Annotated in this window: 17 protein-coding genes, 1 pseudogene and 1 CRISPR repeat array; of the genes and pseudogenes, 10 read left to right on the forward strand and 8 right to left on the reverse strand. The window is 38.0% G+C overall.

Annotated features, from left to right (window positions below; genetic code table 11):
• Positions 1-71: 71 nt before the first annotated feature.
• The 3 genes from VB733_RS06195 to VB733_RS06205 are packed head-to-tail and all read left to right on the forward strand — an operon-like array spanning position 72 to position 1,960.
• On the forward strand, positions 72-296 hold the full coding sequence (locus VB733_RS06195; RefSeq protein WP_323339219.1) for a hypothetical protein: 225 nt from the start codon (positions 72-74) through the stop codon (positions 294-296).
• On the forward strand, positions 286-729 hold the full coding sequence (locus VB733_RS06200; protein ID WP_323339220.1) for a type II toxin-antitoxin system VapC family toxin: 444 nt from the start codon (positions 286-288) through the stop codon (positions 727-729). The genes VB733_RS06195 and VB733_RS06200 overlap by 11 nt, the downstream gene beginning before the upstream one ends.
• Positions 698-1,960: an acetate kinase gene (locus VB733_RS06205; protein ID WP_323339222.1), complete on the forward strand. Its 1,263-nt coding sequence runs from the start codon at positions 698-700 to the stop codon at positions 1,958-1,960. The genes VB733_RS06200 and VB733_RS06205 overlap by 32 nt, the downstream gene beginning before the upstream one ends.
• 116 nt (positions 1,961-2,076) lie before the next feature.
• Here VB733_RS06205 and VB733_RS06210 read toward each other — a convergent pair whose 3' ends face one another.
• The 3 genes and pseudogenes from VB733_RS06210 to VB733_RS06220 form a co-directional block, all read right to left on the reverse strand.
• Entirely contained in the window at positions 2,077-2,532 is a 456-nt protein-coding gene (locus VB733_RS06210; RefSeq protein WP_323339223.1) for a PPC domain-containing protein, read from the reverse strand.
• A 92-nt stretch (positions 2,533-2,624) separates the two neighbouring features.
• Positions 2,625-3,899: a tetratricopeptide repeat protein gene (locus tag VB733_RS06215; RefSeq protein WP_323339224.1), complete on the reverse strand. Its 1,275-nt coding sequence runs from the start codon at positions 3,897-3,899 to the stop codon at positions 2,625-2,627.
• A 254-nt stretch (positions 3,900-4,153) separates the two neighbouring features.
• A pseudogene (locus VB733_RS06220) lies at positions 4,154-5,474 on the reverse strand (IS4 family transposase).
• A 401-nt stretch (positions 5,475-5,875) separates the two neighbouring features.
• Positions 5,876-7,559: direct repeats of the CRISPR family, unit length 37 nt; unit sequence GTTTCAATCCCTGATAGGGATTAGTTTGAATTGCAAT.
• Positions 7,560-7,938: 379 nt separating this feature from the next.
• Between VB733_RS06220 and bchH the strand changes: the two are divergent.
• From bchH to VB733_RS06235, 3 genes are all read left to right on the forward strand, one after another.
• A complete protein-coding gene (gene bchH / locus VB733_RS06225) occupies positions 7,939-11,673 on the forward strand; it encodes a magnesium chelatase subunit H (protein ID WP_323339225.1) in 3,735 nt (1,244 codons plus the stop codon).
• Between the two features lie 462 nt (positions 11,674-12,135).
• On the forward strand, positions 12,136-12,576 hold the full coding sequence (locus VB733_RS06230; RefSeq protein ID WP_323339226.1) for a pentapeptide repeat-containing protein: 441 nt from the start codon (positions 12,136-12,138) through the stop codon (positions 12,574-12,576).
• A 166-nt stretch (positions 12,577-12,742) separates the two neighbouring features.
• A complete protein-coding gene (locus VB733_RS06235; RefSeq protein ID WP_323339227.1) occupies positions 12,743-13,372 on the forward strand; it encodes a ribonuclease H-like domain-containing protein in 630 nt (209 codons plus the stop codon).
• A 95-nt stretch (positions 13,373-13,467) separates the two neighbouring features.
• On the opposite strand, the gene VB733_RS06240 is transcribed toward VB733_RS06235, so the two are convergent.
• A complete protein-coding gene (locus VB733_RS06240) occupies positions 13,468-14,925 on the reverse strand; it encodes a glycoside hydrolase 100 family protein (RefSeq protein ID WP_323339228.1) in 1,458 nt (485 codons plus the stop codon).
• 1,515 nt (positions 14,926-16,440) lie between these two features.
• Here VB733_RS06240 and VB733_RS06245 point away from each other — a divergent pair.
• A complete protein-coding gene (locus VB733_RS06245; protein WP_323339229.1) occupies positions 16,441-17,520 on the forward strand; it encodes a hypothetical protein in 1,080 nt (359 codons plus the stop codon).
• 63 nt (positions 17,521-17,583) lie between these two features.
• Here the strand turns inward: VB733_RS06245 and VB733_RS06250 are convergent, their stop codons facing one another.
• Entirely contained in the window at positions 17,584-18,378 is a 795-nt protein-coding gene (locus VB733_RS06250) for a sugar phosphate nucleotidyltransferase (protein WP_323339230.1), read from the reverse strand.
• Positions 18,379-18,640: 262 nt separating this feature from the next.
• On the reverse strand, positions 18,641-18,955 hold the full coding sequence (locus VB733_RS06255) for a YkvA family protein (RefSeq protein WP_323339231.1): 315 nt from the start codon (positions 18,953-18,955) through the stop codon (positions 18,641-18,643).
• A 216-nt stretch (positions 18,956-19,171) separates the two neighbouring features.
• Between VB733_RS06255 and VB733_RS06260 the strand changes: the two genes are divergently transcribed.
• A complete protein-coding gene (locus VB733_RS06260) occupies positions 19,172-20,017 on the forward strand; it encodes a MotA/TolQ/ExbB proton channel family protein (RefSeq protein WP_323339232.1) in 846 nt (281 codons plus the stop codon).
• Between the two features lie 62 nt (positions 20,018-20,079).
• Positions 20,080-20,721, forward strand: a complete 642-nt coding sequence (locus VB733_RS06265; RefSeq protein WP_323339233.1) for a biopolymer transporter ExbD — start codon at positions 20,080-20,082, stop codon at positions 20,719-20,721.
• A gap of 558 nt (positions 20,722-21,279) precedes the next feature.
• Here VB733_RS06265 and VB733_RS06270 read toward each other — a convergent pair.
• Positions 21,280-23,010 (reverse strand): NFACT family protein, encoded by a 1,731-nt coding sequence (locus VB733_RS06270; RefSeq protein ID WP_323339234.1) that lies wholly within the window; start codon positions 23,008-23,010, stop codon positions 21,280-21,282.
• A 432-nt stretch (positions 23,011-23,442) separates the two neighbouring features.
• On the opposite strand from VB733_RS06270, the gene VB733_RS06275 reads away from it, so the two are divergent.
• Positions 23,443-24,297, forward strand: a complete 855-nt coding sequence (locus VB733_RS06275; RefSeq protein ID WP_323339235.1) for a class I SAM-dependent methyltransferase — start codon at positions 23,443-23,445, stop codon at positions 24,295-24,297.
• A 92-nt stretch (positions 24,298-24,389) separates the two neighbouring features.
• On the opposite strand, the gene VB733_RS06280 is transcribed toward VB733_RS06275, so the two are convergent.
• Positions 24,390-25,391, reverse strand: a complete 1,002-nt coding sequence (locus VB733_RS06280; protein WP_416336294.1) for a protochlorophyllide reductase — start codon at positions 25,389-25,391, stop codon at positions 24,390-24,392.
• Positions 25,392-25,583 lie beyond the last annotated feature (192 nt).

Genomic DNA, 25,583 nt, shown 5'->3' on the forward strand with positions numbered 1-25,583 from the left:
GGACGCTCGCATTCTTCTACTTTCTATTGTCCAAAATCCCCAAACACCATGTATATAAAAATTCTAAAAATATGAAAGTGTTAAAGCTAGAAACGGTGATTGATGCATCAGGAAATTTACACCTTGACATTGCAACAGAATTATCACCTGGTACTGTTGATGTAGTTATTGTTTTAAATCCGAGCATCCCAGATACAGTCCAGACAAAATCCTACGATTTTTCTGATTTAGCGGGAAATTTAAGCTGGCAGGGTGACGGTGTCGCGATGCAGAGGATGTTACGGGATGAGTGGTAAACGGTATTTGCTTGACACAAATGCCATCGTCGCCTTATTGCAGGGTTCTGTTACGTTAGTTAAATTATTGCAAAATGCTGACTGGGTTGGAATTTCCATTATCAGCAAAATTGAATTCTTAGCATTTTCGGGCTTGAGTAAAGATGACTGTCAGCTATTTGAAGAATTTCTCAAACGTGTAGAAGTGGTGAATTTGCTAGCTAGTAACAATTTATTAATTGAACAGATTATCCAAATTCGTTTGCAATATCGGATAAAGCTTCCAGATGCGATTGTTGCTTCCACTGCACTTCAAGCTGAAGCTAGTTTAGTAACTGCTGATGAGGAATTTACAAATAGTGACAAGTTTGACAGTTGTGAATTGGTAATGACCAAAATTCAGCAGGTTAGAGGGCAAAATTATGAAAATACTAGTTTTGAATGCAGGTTCTAGCACCCAAAAGAGTTGTTTGTACGAAATTAGTGGTGATACTCTTCCCCAGCAAGCACCAAAACCACTTTGGGAAGCAAAAGTAGATTGGAGTCACCATCAAGGCAAAGCCGAAATTGAGATTACAACTGCAAACGGTGAATCTCTACAAGAGGAAATATCTACAGATTCGCGTGTAGAAGTTACCGCATATTTACTAAATACCCTTAATCAAGGCTCTACTAAAGTCATTAATCAGCTTACAGAAATTGATATTGTTGGGCATCGAGTAGTACATGGTGGTAGAGAATACCGAGAAAGTACAGTCATTACAGAAGATGTGAAAAATGCGATCGCTCATCTTGCAAATCTCGCACCAGAACATAATCCAGCAAATTTAGAAGGAATTATTGCCATTGAAAAACATCTGGGCAATATTCCCCAAGTAGCAGTATTTGATACAGCTTTTCACAGTAATATGCCTGATGCGGCTGCTATCTACCCAATTCCCTACGAATTAACAGAGAAAGGTATCCGTCGCTACGGTTTCCACGGGATTAGCCATGAATATTGTGCCAACCGTGCAGCACAAATCCTCGGACAAGATTTAGCTGCTTTACGCTTGATTACCTGTCACCTGGGTAATGGTTGTTCCCTAGCTGCAATCAAAAATGGTCGTAGCATCGATACAACTATGGGTTTTACACCTCTGGATGGTTTAATGATGGGGAGTCGTTCGGGTGCGGTTGACCCTGGTATTTTAATTCACTTAATGCAGAAGGAAAATTACACCCCTGAAAATTTAAACCATGTCTTAAATAAAGCCTCTGGGCTACGTGGAATTTCTGGTATGTCCGGCGATATGCGCCAAATTCGCCATGCTATTTCCCCAGAAAGTAATACTCCCACAGAAATTCGCGATCGCGCTCAACTGGCATTAGATATTTATATTCATCGCCTCAAGTCTTATATTGGGGCAATGATTGCTAGTTTAGGTGGCTTAGATGTGTTAGTTTTTACTGCTGGAGTTGGAGAAAATGCGCCAGAGGTTCGCAAACTTGCCTGTGAAGGCTTGAGTTTTTTAGGTGTAGAACTTAATCAGGAGAAAAACAATAGTTCATTAATGGATACAGAAATTAGCACCGTAAATTCCACAGTACGAGTATTAGTTATCCACACTCAAGAAGATTGGCAAATAGCCTGCGAATGCTGGCAGAAAATCATCAAAAATCAAGTTAAATTTGGAACAGATTAATTTCATTTCTGGAAGTAAAACTTAAGAGCGGCTGAAATACCCAGATAATTATCAAATACTAATCAAATACTAATCAAATAAAAATTTGAAAAAGCTGACTCCAGACTACTATTAGTCTATTGTTCCCTTCTCAATCGCGTCATCCTCAACGTAAAATTACCCTCCACAGATTCATTCCCAAAGCTGCGAACTCGAATAGTATAATTGCCTGTCTTGGGAATACGAGCAAAAATCAGCGAATTTGTAACTCCTTCTCCGACATCATCATTTTGTTCAATTGTTATGCCCTTCGGAGAAAGTAGAGCCACAATAGTATCAAAAGTTTCTGATTTTACCTCAATTTCGATTAAATCATCTGCCGTCAGATTCACAATATAATCGCGAGCAAATCCACCTTCACCTGTGGGAATATCAGATTTTGAAAGTTGATCTTTAATTTCTTTTCCCAGTGTTAAAGGAATGGGATTATATGTTTTATTAGGAGTTACTGCTTGTACGTTAATTTCAGATGTAATCAAAATAATAGAAGTGATAATCGATTGATTTAATATTTTTTTTAGCATGAATTTCATATCCAAAATTTTAAGTGTGAATAAATTTCTGTGAGTGTAGTTGAAAATATATGAATAATCAATAATATCTCAAAAATGCTTTGATTGTATCTTTAGAGTCTTTTCAATATTTTATTATCTTCCTCATGCCGTTTCAATGCAAAAAGCACATCACTTCTGTACTTCCATACTTCTCGATCGCTCGGATTTATTTCAAATGCTTTATTGTAGCTAAATAATGCATCTTCCCAAAGATTTAATGCAGTTTGACTAATTCCTTGATTTTTCCATGCGTGATAATCATCTGGTTTCAGTTCTATGACTTGATGATAGTTTTCAATTGCCTCTTGATACCTTCCTAAGGTATGCAGCGTATTTCCCAAATTAGTTAAAGCCTCAATAAAATTAGGGTAAATTTCCAAAGCTTTTTGATAGCTATGAATAGCAGCTTCATATTGCCCCAAATAATGCATTATCAAACCTCTTTGACACCAAGCTTCCTCATATTCTGGATAAATATCTAAGGTTTTATTGTAGTTTGTTAGTGCTTCTTGATATTGCCCTAAAGAATATAAAATACAGCCACGATTGTACCAAGTTCGATAGTAACCTGAATACATTTCAATAGATTTATCGTAACTAGCCAAAGCTGATTTTACGTCACCTAAATACCCTAAAACATCACCACGGTAATGCCAAGCGAGATAATCACCAGGATGAAGTTGCATAACCTTTTCATAATTTTCTAGTGCTTCTTGATAGCGCTTTAACTTACACAATAAATCGCCACGCTGATACCAATTAGAAATATCATTAGGAAAAACTTCTAACTTTTGATTACATTTTGCCAAAGCTTCCTCATAGCGTTCCCTTAAAGAAAGTAAATTAATCTGCGATCGCCAAGCATCATGAAACCAATGCCAAGGATAATTAAAGCTAGTTTCTATACTTTGAGATTGGAGATTAACAATATGATTATAAGAATCAATGGCTTCATCATAGCGTTCTAAATTTCTCAACGCATGTCCGCGTTCTAACCAGATAATATAAGCATCCGGCTTCACAGCTAAAGCCTGATCAAAACAAATTACAGCTTCATCATCTCGTTCTAAACTGCGTAATAAATTACCGTATTTATGCCAAGCTTCGTGGAAATTGGGCTTGATAGTCACCGCTTGTTCATAATAATTGATAGCGGTTTCTGTGTCTTCCTCTTCTTCAAAAATATTACCCAGGTGAAACCAAGCCTCAGCAAAATCTGGCTTAATGGCGATCGCATGTTCGTAGGAAGCGATCGCATCTTCAGTCAGTCCTAAATCAAATTGTTCGTTTCCCAAGTTGTACCAAAACTCATAGTCACCTAATACGCTCATATTTGGCTCTACCATCGCAGTAACAGATGAAACTCAAACTCACCAATTGATGATTTGAGCAAACACTAATCTAGCCTAACTTCATGATTTTTGACTTTTTGCAGCCACATTTACGTTCAACATGAAGCTATAACTGAAGGACTATAAAATCCCACATCATCAAAACACAGATTGAACCTTCTTGAAAGTTCATGCTGCTAACAATTACAACTACACAGCAACCTGCAACTGACTTGGGGTATTCTCCCACTGGCTACATTGGTGACAAGTTAAGGCTGTAAGTCTTTTGTCAATAAGCTTTCAGAGAATTGTTGAAAAAAAAACTGGTCAGACCCTCGTTGAAGATCGGGAAAAGGAGCGACAATCAACTTAACATTTGGTTTTCGTTTCTGTTTGATAATACCTAAATCTCGATTGTGGGGGTCAGCAAAATACTTAACGGGATCTGTTGCCTTACCTTTTTGATGAGCCATAGTGAAGTGATAAAGACCGCGATAAATCATTTCTAATGAAATCTCATCAAAGGGGAGAGAAAGTTCATCCGCTACAGCATCACCTAAATCTACTAAAACAGCATAAAATAACCAAGTCGCCCAAATTTGTAACTTAATTCCATTGAGTGAACCTGTCCACAAATAACTTAGCCCCAAGAGTCTTTTTACTGTATTAAAAGCATCTTCAATCCGCCAGCGCCGCCGATATAAATCTGCTACTACATAAGGGGGTAAAACATTAGGGTCTAGGACACTAGTTAAATAAGAATGCCATGTTTTTCCTGACCTTACTTCAATCAGGCGTAAGCTAATAAATGGAGTCTTATTTGTTCCAGAACCCAGACGTATCTTACGGTCTCTCAGTCCATAACTATCTGTAAATACCTGTTCTACCTTGATTGCTGCTCCTTTTTTTATTCTGGTAATAAATTCAACTTTTTTCTCGATTAATTGTAGCCAAAAATTAAAGTGATAAAACCCTCTATCCAATAATATAATGGTGTTTTCTGTCACTAAATTTAGGATATTTTTTTCAAGTTTAATATCAGAAGCTTTAGGATTTTCTTCAAACCAAATTTCTACAGGTAATCTGGTCATTAAATCAATGACTGTACTCATCTTTCCTGCTAATTGTCCTCTTGGAGCCAGTTCTAGGCTTTGTAATTTCCTAAACAATGCTTCCAATGTTGAGCCATCTACTATCCAAATTTTCTCAAATTTTAATAAGGTAAACTGAATACTTTCTGGCAGTGGACGTTTATTTCTACTGTGCCAAGCTGTTCTCAAACTCGGCAATAAATCTTTAAATACTTTTTCAAATAATTCGGATGGAAATGTCAAAAATCTCTGTGATACAGCTTGTTGACTAACTTTTGTGGGATTACACCACAGAAAACCGTAAGAGAGCTAATATTCTTGTCAGTTCTCTGACTCCTGCTACATCTCTCCACAACAGGGTTAACACTGCTGCCATCATTAACGGTAAATTCAGTATCCGTTCTCTGAGTCCTAATTTACGGTAGTAATTTTCTTGATTTGTAATGGCTGGTGTCAGTAATCTTTCCAATTGCTCGGCTATGACTTCATCTTCCACCATTGGTCGCTGTTTCTTTTTTGCGTGGTCTCTGTTGGTTTTTTTGCTGCTGCTCATGGCTGGACTCAATCGCTCAATTACTTGTCTAGATTGAGTTTCCCACTATTTTTGACCTCGGCAAATACTACCCTTGACAATTTCCCCTTTTCCTTAACTTGTCACCAATGCACTGGCTATGTTTTACTGGTTTATTTTGGTTACGGTATTTACTTCAGAACCAAGATTTGGGGGATTCTCTCCCAAACCCCCGATTGGGTGAAGTTTATGGGGAAGCTTTCCTTCCACAAAACTATCCTTCGGGAACCAAGCTACGGATGGTTGCGTCCCCAAAGCCCCCTCCAAAAAGTAGATATGTTTTGTTTGCGGTAATTGATTAATTATTCTTAAGAATGTTTTTTAGTCTGGTTTCAATCCCTGATAGGGATTAGTTTGAATTGCAATATTGGCAGGCGATCGCATAAAATACTGTCGTATTAAGTTTCAATCCCTGATAGGGATTAGTTTGAATTGCAATCCCACTCCAGAAATTATGGAATGGTTAAATGAGGGTTTCAATCCCTGATAGGGATTAGTTTGAATTGCAATTCTCGTGGCAGCACAAGCTAATATCTACTGGAGATACGTTTCAATCCCTGATAGGGATTAGTTTGAATTGCAATGTTTGTGATTTGATTTTTACAGCACAATTTAGAGTTTCAATCCCTGATAGGGATTAGTTTGAATTGCAATTTGACTGTGGGGTACACCACACTTTCCTACATTCTGTTTCAATCCCTGATAGGGATTAGTTTGAATTGCAATTGGTAGCATGGCTCCTCCCCAAGTGCCGTTTGTTTCAATCCCTGATAGGGATTAGTTTGAATTGCAATGCGATACGACGCAAACTTACTATTGTCCCTATTTTGCGTTTCAATCCCTGATAGGGATTAGTTTGAATTGCAATAATATTAAGCAAAGGGATGGAATGCGATCGCTTGTTTCAATCCCTGATAGGGATTAGTTTGAATTGCAATTTAATGAGCAGATGAAAGAAAGTGGATTGCCAATGGTTTCAATCCCTGATAGGGATTAGTTTGAATTGCAATTAGTTTTATTCCTTGATTCTTACTACGACGAACTTAAGTTTCAATCCCTGATAGGGATTAGTTTGAATTGCAATCAATGGAATAGTTCATTGTTATCTCTAATTCCTGTTTCAATCCCTGATAGGGATTAGTTTGAATTGCAATCAACAAATAGCACAATCGCAAATAGCGGATAGTCAGTTTCAATCCCTGATAGGGATTAGTTTGAATTGCAATCGACTTAGTTGGTTTATCTCTACTACAACGTAAGGTTTCAATCCCTGATAGGGATTAGTTTGAATTGCAATAATAGGAATGACTGAAAGCAACTACCGGAAATTGGGTTTCAATCCCTGATAGGGATTAGTTTGAATTGCAATTTTAGAGTCTTGATTGCCCATAAATTAGGATACTGTTTCAATCCCTGATAGGGATTAGTTTGAATTGCAATAAGATTCTATTATCTTTGCTGTTTATTTAGTTGAAGTTTCAATCCCTGATAGGGATTAGTTTGAATTGCAATAGAGGGGTTTTACCCTCTAAACCCTGGTTAGTAGTTTCAATCCCTGATAGGGATTAGTTTGAATTGCAATTTGGTAAGTCCCCTTCAATCCCCGTGGCTTTTTTAGGTTTCAATCCCTGATAGGGATTAGTTTGAATTGCAATCTGCTAGGGAAATACGATATACGACAGCAGTAGGTTTTGTTTCAATCCCTGATAGGGATTAGTTTGAATTGCAATTTGTTCTTCCGCCGCGCCCGCCGTTGAGGTTTTTGTTTCAATCCCTGATAGGGATTAGTTTGAATTGCAATAACGGAATCAAGGCAAAGGTACTACAAGAATACTACGTTTCAATCCCTGATAGGGATTAGTTTGAATTGCAATAGGTTGCACCACAATCTTTTTCATTGGGAGAATAGTTTCAATCCCTGATAGGGATTAGTTTGAATTGCAATGCCAGCGCAGCTTCTCCTTCTCCCAGCCTTCGTTTCAATCCCTGATAGGGATTAGTTTGAATTGCAATAGCTCGCTACAGAACCCTTACTGTATTTAGTTTTCAAGGTACATTTGCGCTAACCTCCTTTAAAATACTATTTCAGCCGATTAAATGTCAATACCAATCATGACCAGAAACGCCAAAACCCTTACACAGCAACATATTTCAGACTTGCGCCAACCTCACTTCTGCAAAAAAACGCTAAAACCTAGACTATACAAAGAATCTAGCGGCTAAAATCCATACATCTTTTCCAACACCCACATATTGGCGCAACAAGCTAGCAAATATCAAGCAAAATTTCTCTCCCCATCTCCCCATCTCCCCATCTCCCATCGATTTTATCGTCAGTGCAATGCTTACAATATTAAAGTAAAGAAATATTTATTTTGCTTTAATTTTACAGATGAAATATATTGTTTTAATTGCCGGATTTGAATCATTTAATGCCCAATTATACCGCAAAGCGGCAGAATTAGCGGTTTTACGCTGTTCTGAGTTAGATATACAGGTATTTAGCGATCGCGATATTACAATTCAGCCAGAAAATGTTGAAAAAGCACTCCAAAAGGCAGATGTATTTTTTGGTAGTTTGTTGTTTGATTACGACCAAGTCATGTGGTTGCGCGATCGCGTTTTACAAATTCCCATCCGACTCGTGTTTGAGTCAGCTTTGGAATTAATGGCATTAACAAAAATTGGGGAATTTGCGATTGGTGACAAACCCAAAGGAATGCCCAAACCCATAAAATTTATTTTAGATAAATTTAGTAATGGACGTGAGGAAGATAAACTTGCGGGTTATATTAGTTTTCTGAAAACGGGTCCCAAATTACTGAAATTTATTCCTGTTCAAAAAGTCCAAGATTTACGCAACTGGCTAATTATATATGGTTATTGGAATGCGGGTGGAATTGAGAACGTCGCTTCATTGTTTTGGGTATTGGGGGAAAAATATCTAAAGCTAAAAGTTGGTGATATTCCCGCAGTTCGGGAAACCCCAAATATCGGCTTACTTCATCCCGATTATCAAGGTTATTTTGAATCCCCACGGGATTATTTACAATGGTATCAAGAGAATAAATTACGAGGGGAAGAAAGTGGAAAAATCCTCAATTATCCAACGATTGGTATTCTTCTTTATCGTAAACATGTAATTACTAAACAACCCTATATTCCCCAACTAATCCGCAAATTTGAAAATGCCGGTTTAATTCCTTTACCTATATTTATTAATGGAGTCGAGGGACATGTAGCAGTTCGCGATTTGATGACAACGGAGTATGAAATACAGCAAAGAAAACTGGGAAATATTGAGATTAAATCCCTATCGCCAACAGCAGTTAAAGTTGATGCCATAGTCTCAACTATTGGTTTTCCCCTCGTTGGGGGACCCGCAGGTTCAATGGAAGCAGGGCGACAAGTGGAAGTAGCAAAACGTATTTTAACTGCGAAGAATATTCCGTATTTTGTTGCTGCACCATTGCTAATTCAAGACATTCACTCCTGGACACGCCAAGGTATAGGTGGCTTGCAGAGTGTTGTCTTATACTCGCTACCCGAATTAGATGGTGCGATCGATACTGTTCCTCTGGGTGGCTTGGTTGGAGAAGATATTTATTTAGTACCTGAACGTGTCAATCGTTTAATTGGTAGAGTTAAAAGTTGGATTAATTTAAGACAAAAACCTGTATCAGAACGCAAAATTGCGGTGATTTTATATGGTTTTCCACCAGGTTATGGAGCCACTGGAACAGCAGCTTTATTAAATGTTCCTCGGAGTTTAATTAAGTTTCTACAAGCTTTAAAAAATCAAGGTTATGACATTGATAATTTGCCAGAAGATGGGGAAGTATTAATTCGTTTGCTAAAAGAGGCGGACGAAGAGATAAAAATTGCAGATAAACATGGATTAATACAGATGAATGTTGCGAATACTATTAATACTGTTAATGTTCGCACTTTAGAAAAGTGGCTAGGTTATTTACAAACCAGCCGGATTGAAAAACAATGGAAATCATTAACAGAAAGCGGCATCAAAACCTATGGTGATGAGTTGCAAATTGGGGGGATTACTTTAGGAAATATCTGGATTGGAGTACAACCTCCTTTGGGTATTCAAGGTGATCCAATGCGGTTAATGTTTGAACGTGATATGACACCACATCCGCAGTATGCAGCATATTATAAGTGGCTCCAAAATCAATTTCAAGCAGATGCGATCGTGCATTTTGGAATGCATGGAACTGTGGAATGGTTGCCAGGTTCCCCATTAGGAAATACTGGTTATTCTTGGTCAGATATTTTATTGGGTGATTTACCAAATCTCTATATATATGCTGCTAATAATCCTTCCGAATCAATTTTGGCAAAACGTCGCGGTTATGGTGTGTTGATTTCCCATAATGTCCCACCTTATGGACGTGCAGGTTTATATAAGGAATTAGTGACTTTACGTGAGTTAATTGCAGAATATCGCGAAGATGCAGAAAAAAATTATGTCTTGAAGGAAGCAATTTGTAAAAAAATTGTTGATACAGGTTTAGATGCTGATTGTCCGTTTGAGGAAGCGAAAAAATTAGGAATATCATTTAGTCCTGAAAATGTGCGTATGTTTAGTAATCATATATTTAATGATTATTTAGTCAAGCTTTATGAGTATTTGCAGGTTTTAGAAAATCGCTTATTTTCTTCCGGTTTACATGTTTTGGGAGAAGCTCCAAATGAAGAAGCGATGCAGTCTTATTTAAATGCATATTTTGGAGAAGAGAAAACAGAGAATATTTCTGTTTCCGAAGATAATTTAACAGATAATTCACAAAAGAATATCCAAGAGAATCAAATTCGTGATTTGTTAATGCAAAATACCGATGAGTTAACAAATCTTTTACGGGGTTTAAATGGCGAATATATTCCTCCTGCTCCTGGTGGTGATTTGTTGCGCGATGGCGCTGGTGTCTTACCAACTGGCAGAAATATTCATGCATTAGATCCTTATCGAATGCCCTCTCCTGCTGCTTATGAAAGAGGTAGGGAAATTGCTCAGAAAATCATTCAACAGCATTTACAAGATAATGGTAAATACCCGGAAACTGTAGCAGTCATGTTATGGGGTTTGGATGCAATTAAAACTAAGGGTGAATCTTTAGGTATTCTCTTAGAATTAGTTGGTGCTGAACCTATAAAAGAAGGTACAGGACGCATTGTTCGATATGAATTAAAACCTTTAAATAAAGTTGGACATCCACGAATAGATGTACTTGCCAATTTATCAGGTATTTTCCGCGATAGTTTTGTAAATATTATCGAACTTCTGGATGATTTATTTCAACGTGCAGCAGACGCAGATGAGCCGGAAGAACAAAATTTTATTCGTAAGCATGTTTTAACTTTAAAAGCACAAGGTATTGACAATGCGGCAGCGAGATTATTCTCGAACCCATCCGGTGATTTTGGTTCTTTAGTAAATGACCAAGTTGTTGATGGGAATTGGGAATCTGGAGATGAATTAGCAAATACTTGGCAAAGTCGAAATTCATTTAGTTTTGGGAGAAAAGATAAAGGGCAATCACGTCCAGAAGTTTTAAAAAATTTACTACAAACTACTACTCAAATTATCCAAGAAATAGACTCAGTTGAATATGGCTTAACTGATATTCAAGAATATTATGCTAATACTGGCGGTTTGAAAAAAGCTGCTGAAAAAATTAGTGCGAAAAAAGTCAATGCCAGCTTTGTTGAAAGTTTTTCCAAGGATACAACACCGCGAAAATTAGATGATTTATTGCGAATGGAATACCGTAGCAAATTACTAAATCCTAAATGGGCAGAAGCAATGGCAAACCAAGGTTCTGGTGGTGCTTATGAAATTTCCCAACGGATGACAGCATTAATTGGTTGGGGGGGAACTGTTGATTTTCGTGATGATTGGGTTTATGAGCAAGCATCTGATACTTATGCTTTAGATGCAGAAATGGCAGATAAATTACGCCAAGCAAATCCAGAAGCTTTTCGTAATATTATTGGTCGAATGTTAGAAGCACATGGGCGCGGTTTTTGGAATGCGAAAGAGGATAAATTACAGAAGTTACGCGAGTTATATGAGTTGACAGATGAACAATTAGAAGGAGTGACGGTTTAAAGTCAAATTACAGTACAAAAGAACTATGTAATTCTCACTTGATTTTAGGCACGGGAATTTAATAACTTTTAATTCTCAACGAATATAAACATGCTGCGTTACGCTGTGCTAAGGACACCCTGCTTTTGCACTTTATTTACCTTAGTGTAGCTTACGCGTTTCTCGCCAAGCACCCGAAAATAGTGAACCTGATTCAAATATAAAACCAAATTTCCATATCTTCATCAATATGGAAATCTCACCGACGAGGGCATAATATTGCCCACAAGTTTCCCTCCAGCGAAGTATATTAAGCATTCCTAAGGTGAGACGAATAAATTTCGGGAATGGGGGAAAATGAAGTTGTAGTAGTAGATAACAGGTTGGACACAAACCGAGCATGACTAACTAGCCATATTTATAGACATGTTATTTCAACCAGCCTACAGATATCAAAAATGAATAAAGTGTGGGGGAAGAAACATGAGAAGCAAATTATTGACAGCAGTAGCATTAGTGAGTACGTTATCTTTTGCGGCACCAGCATTTGCACAGTCGGAAGTAAATAGTAACGTTCGTCGCTTAATAGAAACTAGGGAATGCTACGCATGTAATTTGACTGGCGCTAACCTCCAAGGGGCACATTTAATTGGTGCAGATTTGCGGAATGCGAACTTACAAGGTGCAAATCTCAAAGATGCCAATTTAGAAGGAGCAGATTTAACTGGGGCAAATTTACAATCTGCAAACTTAACATCGGCATTTATTAACAGCGTCAGCTTAAATAACGCCAATATGATGAATGCCAATCTCACAAACGCTCAATTTATCAGTGCCGAACTCGATGGTGCTAACCTCATTGGTGTAAACTTGGCAGGCGCAGAATTATTTAACGTCAACCTGGGTATTGGTGGAGAATATTAATTGATTGGGGTTTGAGATATCAGCATATAGCAACCAACCCCTATTTTCGCGATTTTAGTCAAATCGGTATTGCCCATACAAGGTTTTACTGCACAATAATTTAGTGCCTGTTTAATTTGTAGTTCAGCGAATTAAGCTAGGTACTAAATTTAGTTGATCATACATCATGACATTAGCAGATTTTCAAGTTAGCGATCGCGATATCAATGAAGAAACCCTGTCAACTTACCTAGAAAGTGATGCATTAGCGGTTGATACCGAAACAATGGGACTACTTCACCAACGCGATCGACTTTGTTTGGTGCAATTGTGCGATAATTCCGGTACAGTTACGGTAGTTAGGATTCTTCGTGGACAAACAGAAGCTCCCAATTTAAAAAAGCTGCTGGAAGCTAGCAACGTCACCAAAATCTTTCATTTTGCTCGATTTGACATTGCCACACTACGTCACCATCTGGGCATTCACGTCAACCCCGTATTTTGTACAAAAATAGCCAGTAAGCTAGCCCGTACATATACAAATCGTCATGGACTCAAAGATTTAATTTTAGAACTCGAACAAGTGGAACTTGATAAAAGCTCTCAAAGTTCTGACTGGGGAAACGCCATCAATTTAACCGAAGCACAATTAAGTTATGCAGCCAATGATGTACGTTATTTAATTAGTGCTAGACAAAAACTCATAAATATGCTTAAACGTGAAGAACGCTACGAATTAGCAGAACAATGTTTTCAATGCCTATCTGCGATCGTAACGTTAGATTTAATGCAATTTAAAGATATATTTGAACATTAGTGTTTGAGAATATTTGAGGATTCGATAACTCAAAACTGGGTTTGGGGTAAAAGGTTTTCTCTTTTACCCCTCACTTTTTTCTAGAATTGACAATGCTAGAAATAAAGCGATGTGTCAACGCTACTAATTTCAAATTCGCAGGCACGAGAAACCAATTCTTGAGGTAATTCCTCAAAACTTACCAAAGGTAAATGTTGGGGATTTTCCAGTAACTCTTTGGCAAGTAAGAAACCAGCAATTGTCCAAGTTTGATATTTTCGAGATTGCTTACCAATCAATCTTCCTTTTTTGCCATCATAATATTCAATCCATTCATCCTGCCGTAAGCGTGGTTGGGCAATTGCTAATGCCTTCTTCGCCAAATCAGTACGGTTGGTTTTTACCGCCGCCGCCGCCAACATCCACAATAATACAGGCCAGCTACCCCCATTATGATAAGACCAAGGAATATTCTTTGGATCGCATCCAGTGACAATACGATATTCTTCACCCTCCAAAGCTGGAAAACAAATCTTCATTGGCATATCACCAATAAGATTGTCCCATCTTTCATCAATCAAATTCATAATGGCTTGTGATTGTTCTTCGGTAGCTAATTCGGAAATAATAGCCATTAAGTTACCGAGTGAAAAGAAGCGTGTATCCAGTTGAGATGGTCCTACATTTCCTGCCAGATAACCACCTTTAACAGGCAACCATTTATCTAATTCATAATAAGGCAGAGAATCGGCATAAATATTAAAGAGATTGACTGCCATTTTCCCATATTCTTCGCCTTTAAAACGGTAAATTGTATTGAGACGATTTAAATCAATCCAGTAGTGTTGGCGAATATGAGCGCACAAGAGCGGTAAGCGATTATCAATAGCCGCAATAATATCCTGATTTCCGGTATTATTCTCACAAATTAATAGTTCGCGGGCGGCTCGCAATGCGGCATAAAATAAAGCTTGGATTTCTAAAGGGTGTCCGTAAATTCCCATCCGACGGTCAATCATACAAGCACCATCTGGTACTAATAGTGTCGGATACATATCAAAACGGTTAGCCAAACACAATTCCAGAATTAACTTAATTCCTGTTTGGAATTCTGGACGATATGCAAAGCAAAAATCCTTTGTCGCAACTACATAAGCCCGTAATAATATTATCCACCACAAACAAGAATCTACTGGTGTAACTCGTGCGATCGCATGTTCACCAAAATCTGCATCAAGGAACTCTTTCCCATCAACTGAAACAACTTTAAAACTTGCAGGCATTAATCCTCTTGCAGCTTTATAAGCATCAAGTTGCCTTTCTTTCGGCTGCAACTTTAAGGTTTCTTCTAAAAAATTGCGAACAATTTCAGTTCTACCTTTAGCGAGGAAAATCAAAGCTGAAGATACAAAATCCCGGACAAATACTTGGTCATAATTGAGAGCATCTGCTGAAGTATCAACAGCTGCTACTGTGCCAATTGGTCGCCCCTGATAATATACAATAGATTTTTCTAATGCTTCCCAAGCTTCCGCTTCGATATTTTTTACTGTCACAAAATCCTCTAGTTGCATTGCCAGAATAACTCCAGTTTAATTGTTTTTTCGTGAGTAGATGTACATTATTTGTATTCTGCTATTTTCAATCTTAAACAATTATTTTATTATCTATCTAGATGATAGATAGCTGTAAAATCATGTAATCTTAAAAACAAATATATAGCGCCAGTTAAAGCTGCTTTTTTAATCACAACCATCGCTAAAATTTGTCTTGATTTTTGGCAATTAATATTCTCAACTTAACCAGCTACTAGGGCTTTAGCTTCATATATAATATTAATTGCTAGGAAATTACACTCAATTACTTATTAGATAAAAGTGTCATTTTTTGAAAAAACACAATATTGTTTTCACAAGGAAATGTACTTTTGACGAACTTAATTTCTGAACTTGAATAGCAGGAAATTACAGAATTACTATTTACCCATATATTAATTATAATTTATAACTTTTTTTCACAATATGCAATATGATTTTCAGACTTCCTGCATTACACTGATGTCTAAGTAACATAATTGACGTAAAAAGATGTTTTTAAAGATTTACGCCAGCAGAAAAACACTGAAAAATATTTAAAATTATGCCTTTTTACCCCTAAAAGTGATCTCCGACAATAATATCGGTACTCCAGTATAAAATTTTTCTTGTTCTGCTAATAAATTCTTAACTAGACACATCATTATTACTAAGCATCTTTAATAAAAATGAGAGGTATACAAGGGAGCATTTGACTCTTTTCAAAAGTAATAATCTTAACCATTTGCTTCATTATTTTAGTCAATAAATATGAAGTAGTTATGACAAAATTTATTGTCAATTACTATACAAAATCATATTTAATGCTTTTATTTGATTTACTGAGTTCGTTTACAATCGTTTCTGAAGCTTTACAGCATAAGTATTTTAGACTAAGAGTTCGGAAAATCCGGTATTAAAAATTAAAGTTTTAGTAAATTTACTCATTTGACAGCGATGTATATATTATTCCAGCTTAACCTTAATTGTTAAATCGCCCTTTAAAAATTATCATCCGTTATTATGCTGAAATATATATTATCATTGATAACTAGCACACCACATATATACTTAAGTAATAACTCAGAGATGATTTTTGATACGTAAAGATTTTTTTGGAAAGATACCACTTGGGTTACAATGTGTGAAAAAATATTTTTGCAAATTGTCAACAGAACTTAGCTAACACAAGTATTTTCAGCATCTATCACCGACAAAATGTGATTAAAGCTACAAATTAGCAGTTAGATATCCAAAGTATATGGTGACACTGGTAATAATTGTTTATACCTAGCAAGAGCAGATGCATATTTTTAATTGAAATTGGTATATATTTTGACAATTAATTTGATTATTTGGATTCATCTGCAAAAATGACTTTAAGGCGTTACTCAAAAAATAGACAACTCAAACTACCCCAATCTGTGGGGTAGAAGAAGATTAACATTCCAAACAAGCATTTGTGTAGCTTGATTTACTCCCAACTGTACTCATCTAAAAACAGAGAAAAATCTGATGTTAATAAATGCTGAAGTCATAAGTAAACCATTGGTTGAGAATTTACTAAATCTTTGGGCACAACGTTACACAATAAACTTAGCTTCGGAAGAAGCACAAAATTTATTATCGAATCATGCCTTGTTAAAAGCCATATCACCTCAAGGGCGTAGCCGCACCGTCCAAAAATTAAATGGAAATATCTTAAATATAAATTGTCAGATGGCTTTAATTCAAACCAAGAGTTTGTATACCTATAAATCAAATACATTAGATTTATCTGAAGCAAAACGAATTTCGCAATTTACTTTTCGTATTTATAAAAAAATTGTTGATATCTATCAAAATCATCATTTGGAAGCAATTGTAACTGCAACAGAAGAATTACTTAATAATTCTAGTATTTCCATGATAAAGGTAATTGGAATCCCAAATATTCTAGAACTTTCATCCGCACTCGAACCAACATTACTGATATTTCAGGAACAACATATAATATCCAAAGACTGGTGTTCTTTAGGATTTATGACAACACACTTAAACTTTTGTAATCAATTAATTTTGAACAAACTAGAACCAGCCGAGAAATTTTTGTTTACTCCCTATTTAAAATTTCTTGAGGAACAAGTAGCAATACCTTGGCAACGAGTTTGTGTAGCTGCAAGTAAGGACAAAATTGATTTTGTGAAGCGCAAATTAGTGCAAGAGATGCTTCCCAAAGCCCATGAGATAGCTGATGCTGCGTATTATAAACTTTTAAATTTATTACCTCGTCATCATAGCCGTCGGGGACTTTTAGATGATAAGAGAATTAAGCATTCTTGTATTCGCGATTTGAATATGTTTCAGGCATATTTTTGGCTATGTTTTTTGGAAGAAACTGTTGCACCAGTTGAACAAGAGTTATTGCCTTTGTGTGTAATGGTGGTTGAGGGTATGAATATTCAATGGGAATTGACGCAGAAGTGGTGTGAAGTTTTAGCTGTGGAAATGATGAATCACCTGACTCCAGAATCAAAACATTTATTACAACCTTGCTGGCAAAATATTCAAGAGGTATTTTGGCAGCAGCGCCATAATTTAGGTTGTAGGGAATAAATAAATTTACGAGAGTTAATTGAGGAATTTAGGAATTTCAGAATTAAAAATTATCAATGAATCCTATAAATTTGAATATTGGTGTACAGCATAAATTAAATCATTTGGTGTACCAATATCTAGATAACTGCCATTTGGAAAGACTTCTGCTTCAACATGCATCCCATTTTCAATTGCGGCTTGAATAACATTACCAATAGGAATTTCTGGAAGTTGTGAAATGTTAGCCTTATTTTGTAACGTCAAAATATACTCGTGGAGAAATTCAGTGAATACAGGTGTCCAAACTGCGATCGCCCACATGTATTTTAACTGAGAATGTTGCGGTTTTTCTATAACTAAATTAACTTTTCCCCTGGCATCAAAGTCAACCATGCCAGCTTTTTGTGGCGTAGAAGTGGGGAATAATCCTAAAACGACATCCGCATTTGTTGTTGCTTGACGCGCCAAAATTTTTGTAAAGGCATCCTCTGGTTGAAAAAGAATATCAGGGAAACCCAATGCCACAATTGCATCCCTGACAAATGGATACGCCTGTTCTAGTGTAAAGGGAACACCATAGGATAACCCCATGATTAAATATCCCAAGTTCATCGACAGCATTGTGCCATCCCCAAAATATGTGGGAATATCCCATTTGCCAGGTCGTAGGATAAAATAAGCTATCTCGATTCCTGCCAGGCACATTTTTTCTAACAGGTAATGTGACACCACCTTTGGGTGTAAATTAGCTGAATTACTTTGATTATTTAAACTTTGGAAGCCAATTGGATATAATTCTTTACTCAGTGGTAAAGGCGAAATACGTGCCGCTTGTCCTCCAGCAGGTAACAATCCAATAATTTTTCTTTGATTCATAATTCATTGGCATGAGAATATAATGTATTATTTTACTCACGAATGAACTCACAAATATCCGTTTCCAAAATTCGCTAGTACACAACGGCGCAAATAGCGCCAAGTTGGCGGTGTCGGTTTCCGTCATACTAGTATTTGGCTAATACTTATTAATATCAAGTTCATACGCCCCAATAAGCAAATAAAAATATCCCCTTCTTTACATCCACTTTTGAGTAAATAATGCAAGAAAGGGTTAATACATTGTATTCTTTTGTAATAATTACTCAACTGACACAGCATCAACATCAATTGATTCGGTTTGAGATGTCGATTGCGAAGATGCATTAGCAGTTTGGGATTCTGGGGTGCCTCTGCGTGCTTTAAAACCTTCAATGGCAATCTGTGATACTTCTGATACTAACAATGTCAAAATCAAAACATCATCGAGTTGTCCAACAATAGGTAAGAAATCAGGAGCAATATCAATGGGGCTAACAAGATATAAGAATGTTCCCAGAACAACCCACCAGCGATATTTGGGATTGCGAAGTAAGCCGCGATACCAGTTATAGAGAGCTTCGATAGAAAATTTCATTTTTTTCACCTCTAGTTACCTTTAATTTTTACTCGTATTGCCCTAAACTTCCTGTGGGAATAACCGTCCTAAAATTGTCTGGAAGGTGCTACATAGGTTTTTCCGTAAAGCCTAATAGTGAGATACTTAACACCAACAAGATATTTATACATCTATCTCCAGAGACGATTATTTCGGGAAAACGGATATAGAAATCAAGGGAGGAAAGTTAGCAAAATGGATATATTAGCTGAATTTAGAAAGGGCGGGATTGCTATGTACCCCCTAGCAGTCTTGTCGGTTTTGGTTGTGAGCGTCATTTTGGAACGGCTTTGGTTTTGGCTGCGACTTTTAAACCAGGAGAAGCAAATTGTGACTCGTGTACTAGAAGCGGCACGGGAAGATTGGACTGTAGCGCGGGATATTGCTCAACGTGCTATAGATCAACCTATCGGTAGATTTTTGTTTGCTCCTTTAAATTTACCAAAAGCTGACGCTGAGACCTTTAGATTGGCGCTAGAATCATCCGCAGACCATGAATTATCGGGAATGCGGCGAGGTGATAAACTATTGGAAGCCGCGATCGCATTAGCTCCGCTTTTAGGATTATTTGGTACTGTGACGGGATTAATTCAATCTTTGCGAGGTATCAAAATTGGTGATTTGGTGGAACCAGAATCGATTGCGAGGGTGACTGGCGGGATTGGTGAATCCTTATACAGCACTGCAACCGGAATGGTGGTGGCAATTGTGAGTTTGGCTTTTTATCGTTTATTTCAAGCATTTATTTTCAACCAAGTCAGAATTTTTCAACGGGCTGGTAACGATTTAGAATTGCTCTATCGCCAGTCTCCCCCTAATTACGATTTATTACGTTTAAGTGCAGAAACTCAGAATCCAGAACGTTACTCAGCAGCAAACTATCCCACAGAAATCACTCCAGCAACTACCCCAAATCCAACGACATCGGAAACAACCACACAAGATTCTTTCAATTATCCCCGTCGTCGCCATCAGCGCAATTTCGGCGAACCTTACGAACCCTCAAGCGATAATAATTCTCCCGATTCGGAAAACTCCTGAGTAAATCATTGAGTTTGTCGCCATTACAATTACTCGATAACTTCTGCCATCATCTTGCCGCTATGAAAATCAAATCAACAACTCCAACCGATGACGTTCAAGTGCAAATTGTCCCCCTAATTGACGTTATTTTCTGTATTTTGACATTCTTCATTTTGGTGACACTGCAATTTTCCCGGCAAGAAGTTATCAAAGTGATTAATTTCGACTTACCCAAATCAAATACGGGAACAGCGATTCCTGGTGCGAGCAACTTACCCGGTTCCCCTGCGGAACCCCAAAGATTAGTTTTACACCTGGATGGACTCGGACAAATTCGCGACACGAACCAACCTGGGCAACCTGTAATTACTAAAGAACAGCTACCTGCTTTTTTAGAAAATTATGTCAAGCAAAATCCAGACAAACCTCTGATTTTGAACGCTTCGCGATCGGCACAGTATAATGATGTCATTGAAACCCTGACATTATTGCAACAAGTTGGGGGTTCCCGTGCCTCTCTTGGTGTTGCCGACTCTTCATCCTCCCTACAACCAACCAATCCAGGTTTTCCTTCCTTTCCTGGTACAGTTCCCCAAGAAAACAATCCCCAACTCACTCCAGTTAATCCCCAAGGTGGCACAATCCCGAATCTACCACCCACTACCAATCAAATTCCTGAACCAGAAAAACCTGCGGCGACAACAGTACCACCGCAACAATAAAAAACTAAATATTAAGTTCGCCTCAATACCTGTCGAAAAAAAGACACGGGGAATTTTTAATCACAAGTGTTGATTCTGAACTTAATATTTACATCATTTCTACATGATTCGCCATAATTCACCGCAGAGATAAATACATTCCCACCCTGTTAGCGGGGGTGCTTAGTAATTGGAGAATGATTTTATTTAAATAAAAACACGTAAGTAATTATACTGTTAAGTATAATAAACTTTAACTGTTACTGGATAGCTTCAGTAATCTTTGTGATATCATAATTTATAGTCTTAAAAATTAGCTAACTAAATAAAATTGACCAGTCTACCACAACTGGTCAAAACTCACTCTAATTTATCTTCTCAGTAGAGTATGTCCCGTTTGCGCGTCTCAAAGCGCACCAGGAAACTTTTCTTAACAATATTGTAACATCCAACACAAAATTTTAGTTGACTTTTCTAAAAAAAAGTCTAGTGGAGAATGGCAAAAATAACTATCCAGTTAAAAAAGTTGAGAAAGCCCTGAAAACAACGCCTTCTTCCCGAAATTGGCTTATTCGCCATTCAAACTAACTTTATTCTCGCTAATTGTGGTTGTCCCCAAAGAATACGTTCATTTTTGTAAATTGCGATTCCTGGCTTGGCACCTTTGGGTTTGTAGACATGTTTGAGTTGGGTATAAACTACAGGAACTTGTTCACTTTGGCGGGCACGGCTGTAATAGGCTGTAATATTGGCAGTATATTGTAAATCGCTTTCTTCGGGAACTTTGCCAGCTGGGAGGCGTAGAAGGACATGACTACCGGGAATTTCTTGGGTATGAAACCATAAATCGTAATCGCTAGCCACACGAAATGTCAGTTGATCATTTTGACGGTTATTGCGTCCAATCAGAATTTCAAAACCACTGGGAGTCCGATCGCGTCTAAAATTAAAAGTGGGTTCATCGCGATCGCGACTTTTATAGCCTGTATCTTCGATATACTTTTGAGAAACCAATTCGTCGCGAATTTCTTCTAAGGCTTGTAAATCCTCGGCTGTTTGATAAGTTTCAATTTGAGTGATTGCGGCTTCCACTTGTTCTAAATATTCGATTTCGGCACTAACTTCTGCCAGTAATGGTTCAACGGCTGCACGCGCCCGTTTTAATTTTTGGTGCTTTTTGTAGAGAATTTGGGCATTAACTACGGCATTTTTATCTGGTTCGAGAGTGATAGTTACAGGTTCTCCAGTTTCAAAATCAGCCAGTCTCATTTCCTTCATCCCTGGTTCCCAGGTATGCAGATGTGCCATTAGTAAATCTGCTTTTTGGCGGTATTCATCCGCGCGATCGCTTTGTTGCAATTTCTCAGTAAAGGTGATTGCCTTCTGTCGCAGCTTTTCCAAAATATTGTTAAGCTTTTGACTCAATTGGTGCCGCAACTGAGAAAATATTAATTGATTAAACTGGCTTGTATAGTAGCTATTTACCAATTGTTGTGTATTGGCTGCCTTCTCGATGCCACCCCAACCAAGAACACTGTACCCCGATTCCAAAAAAACAGGCTCAAATTGATGTTTTTGCAAACATCCCAACCATGACTGCCAGTGTAAAAATAAATTTTGCCATTCTTCTACACTCAAGGAGTCAGTATTCACTTCCAAATCAAGATTTGCAGCCTTTAACATCGACTGAATTAAGGCTGGGGACGTACCGCGATAATTTTTGAGTAATTGTTTTTTTAACGCGCCCGGTAATAAACTGACTCTTTCTTGCCAGCGTTGCGAAGATTCCTCCAGACTCGGTATGGTATTCGTCATCCTGGGTGGTGATTCATACAATTGCCCCGTGAGGACGGTACGGATACTTGATTGTTGTTGATTTACTTGATGAGCCGTAGTAATAATCTCATTTTTGGCATTTGTCAGCACAACATTACTATGCTTGCCCATGATTTCCACATAGACATGGTATAAAGCATCCTCCCCAGGACGACGGGCAAATTGCAAATCAACAACCCGTTCCCAAGGTGATGTAGTTGCAATTTCTACAAGTGCTAAACCACCTAACTGACTAAGGAGCTGCTGACTGAAAGTAAAAGTATCGGGAGTGCGGGGAGGCGCATCACCAATATGTAAACGTGCCGCTTGGGGATGCCAAGAAATTTCTAGCCAGCCCCGTCCCTGTAGCGTACGCAGGGCAATACTAATTGTAGCGCGATCGCGTTGATAAACTTGTTCCAGACGCGATGGTAAAAAGCTTTGGCGCAGTTCGCTACAAACCGCAGTTAGGGTAGTAAAGTCAAAGGATTGCACGGCGAATGCCCATTTTGGTTAAAGCTTCGTTGGTTAGTATAGCTTGAGTTTATCGGTGTTTGTCAGCTGTTATTGGTTTCAATGATTTTTTGGGTAAATGAACCACACTTAAGAACGGGAATTTAATAACTTGCAATTCTCATGGAATATAAAATGGTGTGCGACGCTGCGCTAACTGCACTTTTGTAATTTATTTAATCCACATTCGTTACTGACAGTCGCCCAGTCAAATGATTTCCTGTAAACTATTGCGGTTTATTTACAGAATTGTATTATTAACTTAAGAAAAAATTTGTAATATTTAGCGTCCCCCGATCATGCAATGCTTGCAGGTGACATTAGCGTTAAAATCATCGCTTCCATGCAGAGACTGGAACACCTGTTGCGAGATTACAAGTAATTACAACATTATTTTATAAAACCCAAGCCTAAATGCAGAAACCAAAAATAACTCAAATTCCCAAGCCAACTCGCTACCAGAATGCAGCGATAGATTACTATATGGGAATTACAGGTTCTTCCTATCTCCATTATGGGTATTGGGAACCACTGCCACAACCAGGTGAAGAACTGAATATATCCCGCCTACGTGTTGCCCAAAAAGCATATACAGAGAAGCTTTTCAGTTTTCTTCCAGAAGGTGTTAATACTATCCTTGATGTTGGCTGTGGTATAGGTGGTAACGCAGTATACTTAGGCGATCGCGGTTTTGCTGTTGAGGGGTTAGCTCCTGATATCATTCAAGAAGAAAAGTTTATTCAGAATACCAAGGGTAAAATTCCTTTCCATTTGACGAGATTTGAAGACTTTCAGTCATCCAAAAAATACGATTTAATCCTGTTTAGTGAAAGTAGTCAATATATTGCTGTTGATGATTTAGCTGAAGGTGCGGCTGGTTTACTGAGTCGTGGCGGCTACTTACTGATTGCTGATATGATGCGTGCGGATGCCGAATATACAGAGGGCATTTTTTCCAATTGCCATGTAGTTAGCGAACTGAAGATTGCTTTGGAAAAAGCTGGCTTTAGTTTAATTAAAACAGAAGATATTTCTCATGCGATCGCACCTACGATTGATTTGAGTATTGAGAATTTCCGAACTTTTGGGTTGACGACGATTAAATATATTGCTGACGTTGTCAAGATAGCTGTACCACCCATACATGCCATCGGCAGTTGGGCATTTAAGCGCTGGTTAGAAAAACTAATTGTCGAAGGTTTGCAAGCAAAGAAAATCTTTGAAAGTCATCTGTGTTATGAAATTCAACTTTGGCAGCTATCAAAGTGAGTCAAAAATCCTAATTGTTGGATTTGCTAACTATATGGTGTTAGGCAACACCCTCAAAGGCACTACCTGAACACCATATGATTATTGAATCATTATGCAATGCGATCGCTCACATTCGCACCAACTCCGACTTCGTCGGCAATTCCCACTAATTTAGCTGTTAATTCCCACATACGCACAGCTTTTTCGTCATCACGAGCTTGGGAAGAGACTCTTTGCACAAATGCTTTACGTTCTTGGCTGTTGCGATTTCCCCAACTCCAGTATGCACCAGATTGCTTAAATTCTGGGTCGGCAATTACCGAGGCAACTCTTTCTCCGGCTAATTCCTGAGAAACGTAACCCTTAGTTATATACTTTTGGAACAAGGGGAAAAGTTTCTGGAATAATGGATAGTGATTGCGGAATAGGGGTGTATCGGCAACGCATCCGGGATAAAGTGAGGTAAAGCTAATCCCAGTGGAGTCATGGAAGCGTCGGTGTAGTTCCCGCATGGTTAGCACATTGCAAACTTTACTATCTTTGTATGCTTTGACGGGTTCAAATTTTTTCCCATCAACCATCGAAATTGGCTCTTTAAACCCAGCTTCAAAGCCTTCAAAATTGCCCAAGTCGGGGCGAGGATAAACTTTTCCACCTGGCTCATCGGGATTGTGGGTGACAGTACCCAAAATCACCACTCGCTTGTCATACTCTGGCGAGTTTTTCAAATCTTCCAACATCAGGTTACACAGCAAGAAATGCCCCAGGTGATTGGTTGTCATTGTCAACTCATAACCTTCTGGGCTTCGCAACGGTTCTTTCAGCAAAGGCATGTAAATTGCGGCGTTGCATAACAAAGCCTTGAGAATCTTACCACTGGCTCGAAATTCCCGGACAAATCGGCGTACACTTTCCAAGTCGCCTAAATCAATTTGCATAATGCTATAACTACCCTGTGGCATTCCCACAGCTTGAGCAGCGTCTCCAGCCTTGCGGACATCGCGACAAGCCATTATCACATGCCATCCTTTGTTAGCAAGGGCTTTTGCAGTGTACAAACCGACTCCAGAGGAAGCTCCTGTAATGATTGCTGTTGGTTTTCGCTCTTGCATGATTATTATTAAAACTTCTTTTTCTTTTATCGTGTTGACTGTATCTAGAATCGCATATCCGGCTCTCAGTAACCTTTATTTTTTTTTAAGCTGCTCTTGCCCTTCGGTAGCTAGTATGTGAAGACGAAAGTAAAAAGCGCAAAGTAGAAGGTGTCGGTTTCCTTCACGTCTAACTTTGTAAGAGGGCAAAAG

Origin of the sequence: Calothrix sp. UHCC 0171 (assembly GCF_034931845.1) — a bacterium.
Lineage (GTDB): Bacteria > Cyanobacteriota > Cyanobacteriia > Cyanobacteriales > Nostocaceae > Brunnivagina.

Excerpts from the sequence above, each read along its gene's own strand:
- VB733_RS06195 (WP_323339219.1), top strand. The coding sequence starts at position 72 with ATGAAAGTGTTAAAGCTAGAAACGGTGATTGATGCATCAGGAAATTTA.
- VB733_RS06200 (WP_323339220.1), top strand. The coding sequence starts at position 286 with ATGAGTGGTAAACGGTATTTGCTTGACACAAATGCCATCGTCGCCTTA.
- VB733_RS06205 (WP_323339222.1), top strand. The coding sequence starts at position 698 with ATGAAAATACTAGTTTTGAATGCAGGTTCTAGCACCCAAAAGAGTTGT.
- VB733_RS06210 (WP_323339223.1), bottom strand. The coding sequence starts at position 2,532 with ATGAAATTCATGCTAAAAAAAATATTAAATCAATCGATTATCACTTCT.
- VB733_RS06215 (WP_323339224.1), bottom strand. The coding sequence starts at position 3,899 with ATGGTAGAGCCAAATATGAGCGTATTAGGTGACTATGAGTTTTGGTAC.
- bchH (WP_323339225.1), top strand. The coding sequence starts at position 7,939 with ATGAAATATATTGTTTTAATTGCCGGATTTGAATCATTTAATGCCCAA.
- VB733_RS06230 (WP_323339226.1), top strand. The coding sequence starts at position 12,136 with ATGAGAAGCAAATTATTGACAGCAGTAGCATTAGTGAGTACGTTATCT.
- VB733_RS06235 (WP_323339227.1), top strand. The coding sequence starts at position 12,743 with ATGACATTAGCAGATTTTCAAGTTAGCGATCGCGATATCAATGAAGAA.
- VB733_RS06240 (WP_323339228.1), bottom strand. The coding sequence starts at position 14,925 with ATGCAACTAGAGGATTTTGTGACAGTAAAAAATATCGAAGCGGAAGCT.
- VB733_RS06245 (WP_323339229.1), top strand. The coding sequence starts at position 16,441 with ATGTTAATAAATGCTGAAGTCATAAGTAAACCATTGGTTGAGAATTTA.
- VB733_RS06250 (WP_323339230.1), bottom strand. The coding sequence starts at position 18,378 with ATGAATCAAAGAAAAATTATTGGATTGTTACCTGCTGGAGGACAAGCG.
- VB733_RS06255 (WP_323339231.1), bottom strand. The coding sequence starts at position 18,955 with ATGAAATTTTCTATCGAAGCTCTCTATAACTGGTATCGCGGCTTACTT.
- VB733_RS06260 (WP_323339232.1), top strand. The coding sequence starts at position 19,172 with ATGGATATATTAGCTGAATTTAGAAAGGGCGGGATTGCTATGTACCCC.
- VB733_RS06265 (WP_323339233.1), top strand. The coding sequence starts at position 20,080 with ATGAAAATCAAATCAACAACTCCAACCGATGACGTTCAAGTGCAAATT.
- VB733_RS06275 (WP_323339235.1), top strand. The coding sequence starts at position 23,443 with ATGCAGAAACCAAAAATAACTCAAATTCCCAAGCCAACTCGCTACCAG.
- VB733_RS06280 (WP_416336294.1), bottom strand. The coding sequence starts at position 25,391 with ATGCAAGAGCGAAAACCAACAGCAATCATTACAGGAGCTTCCTCTGGA.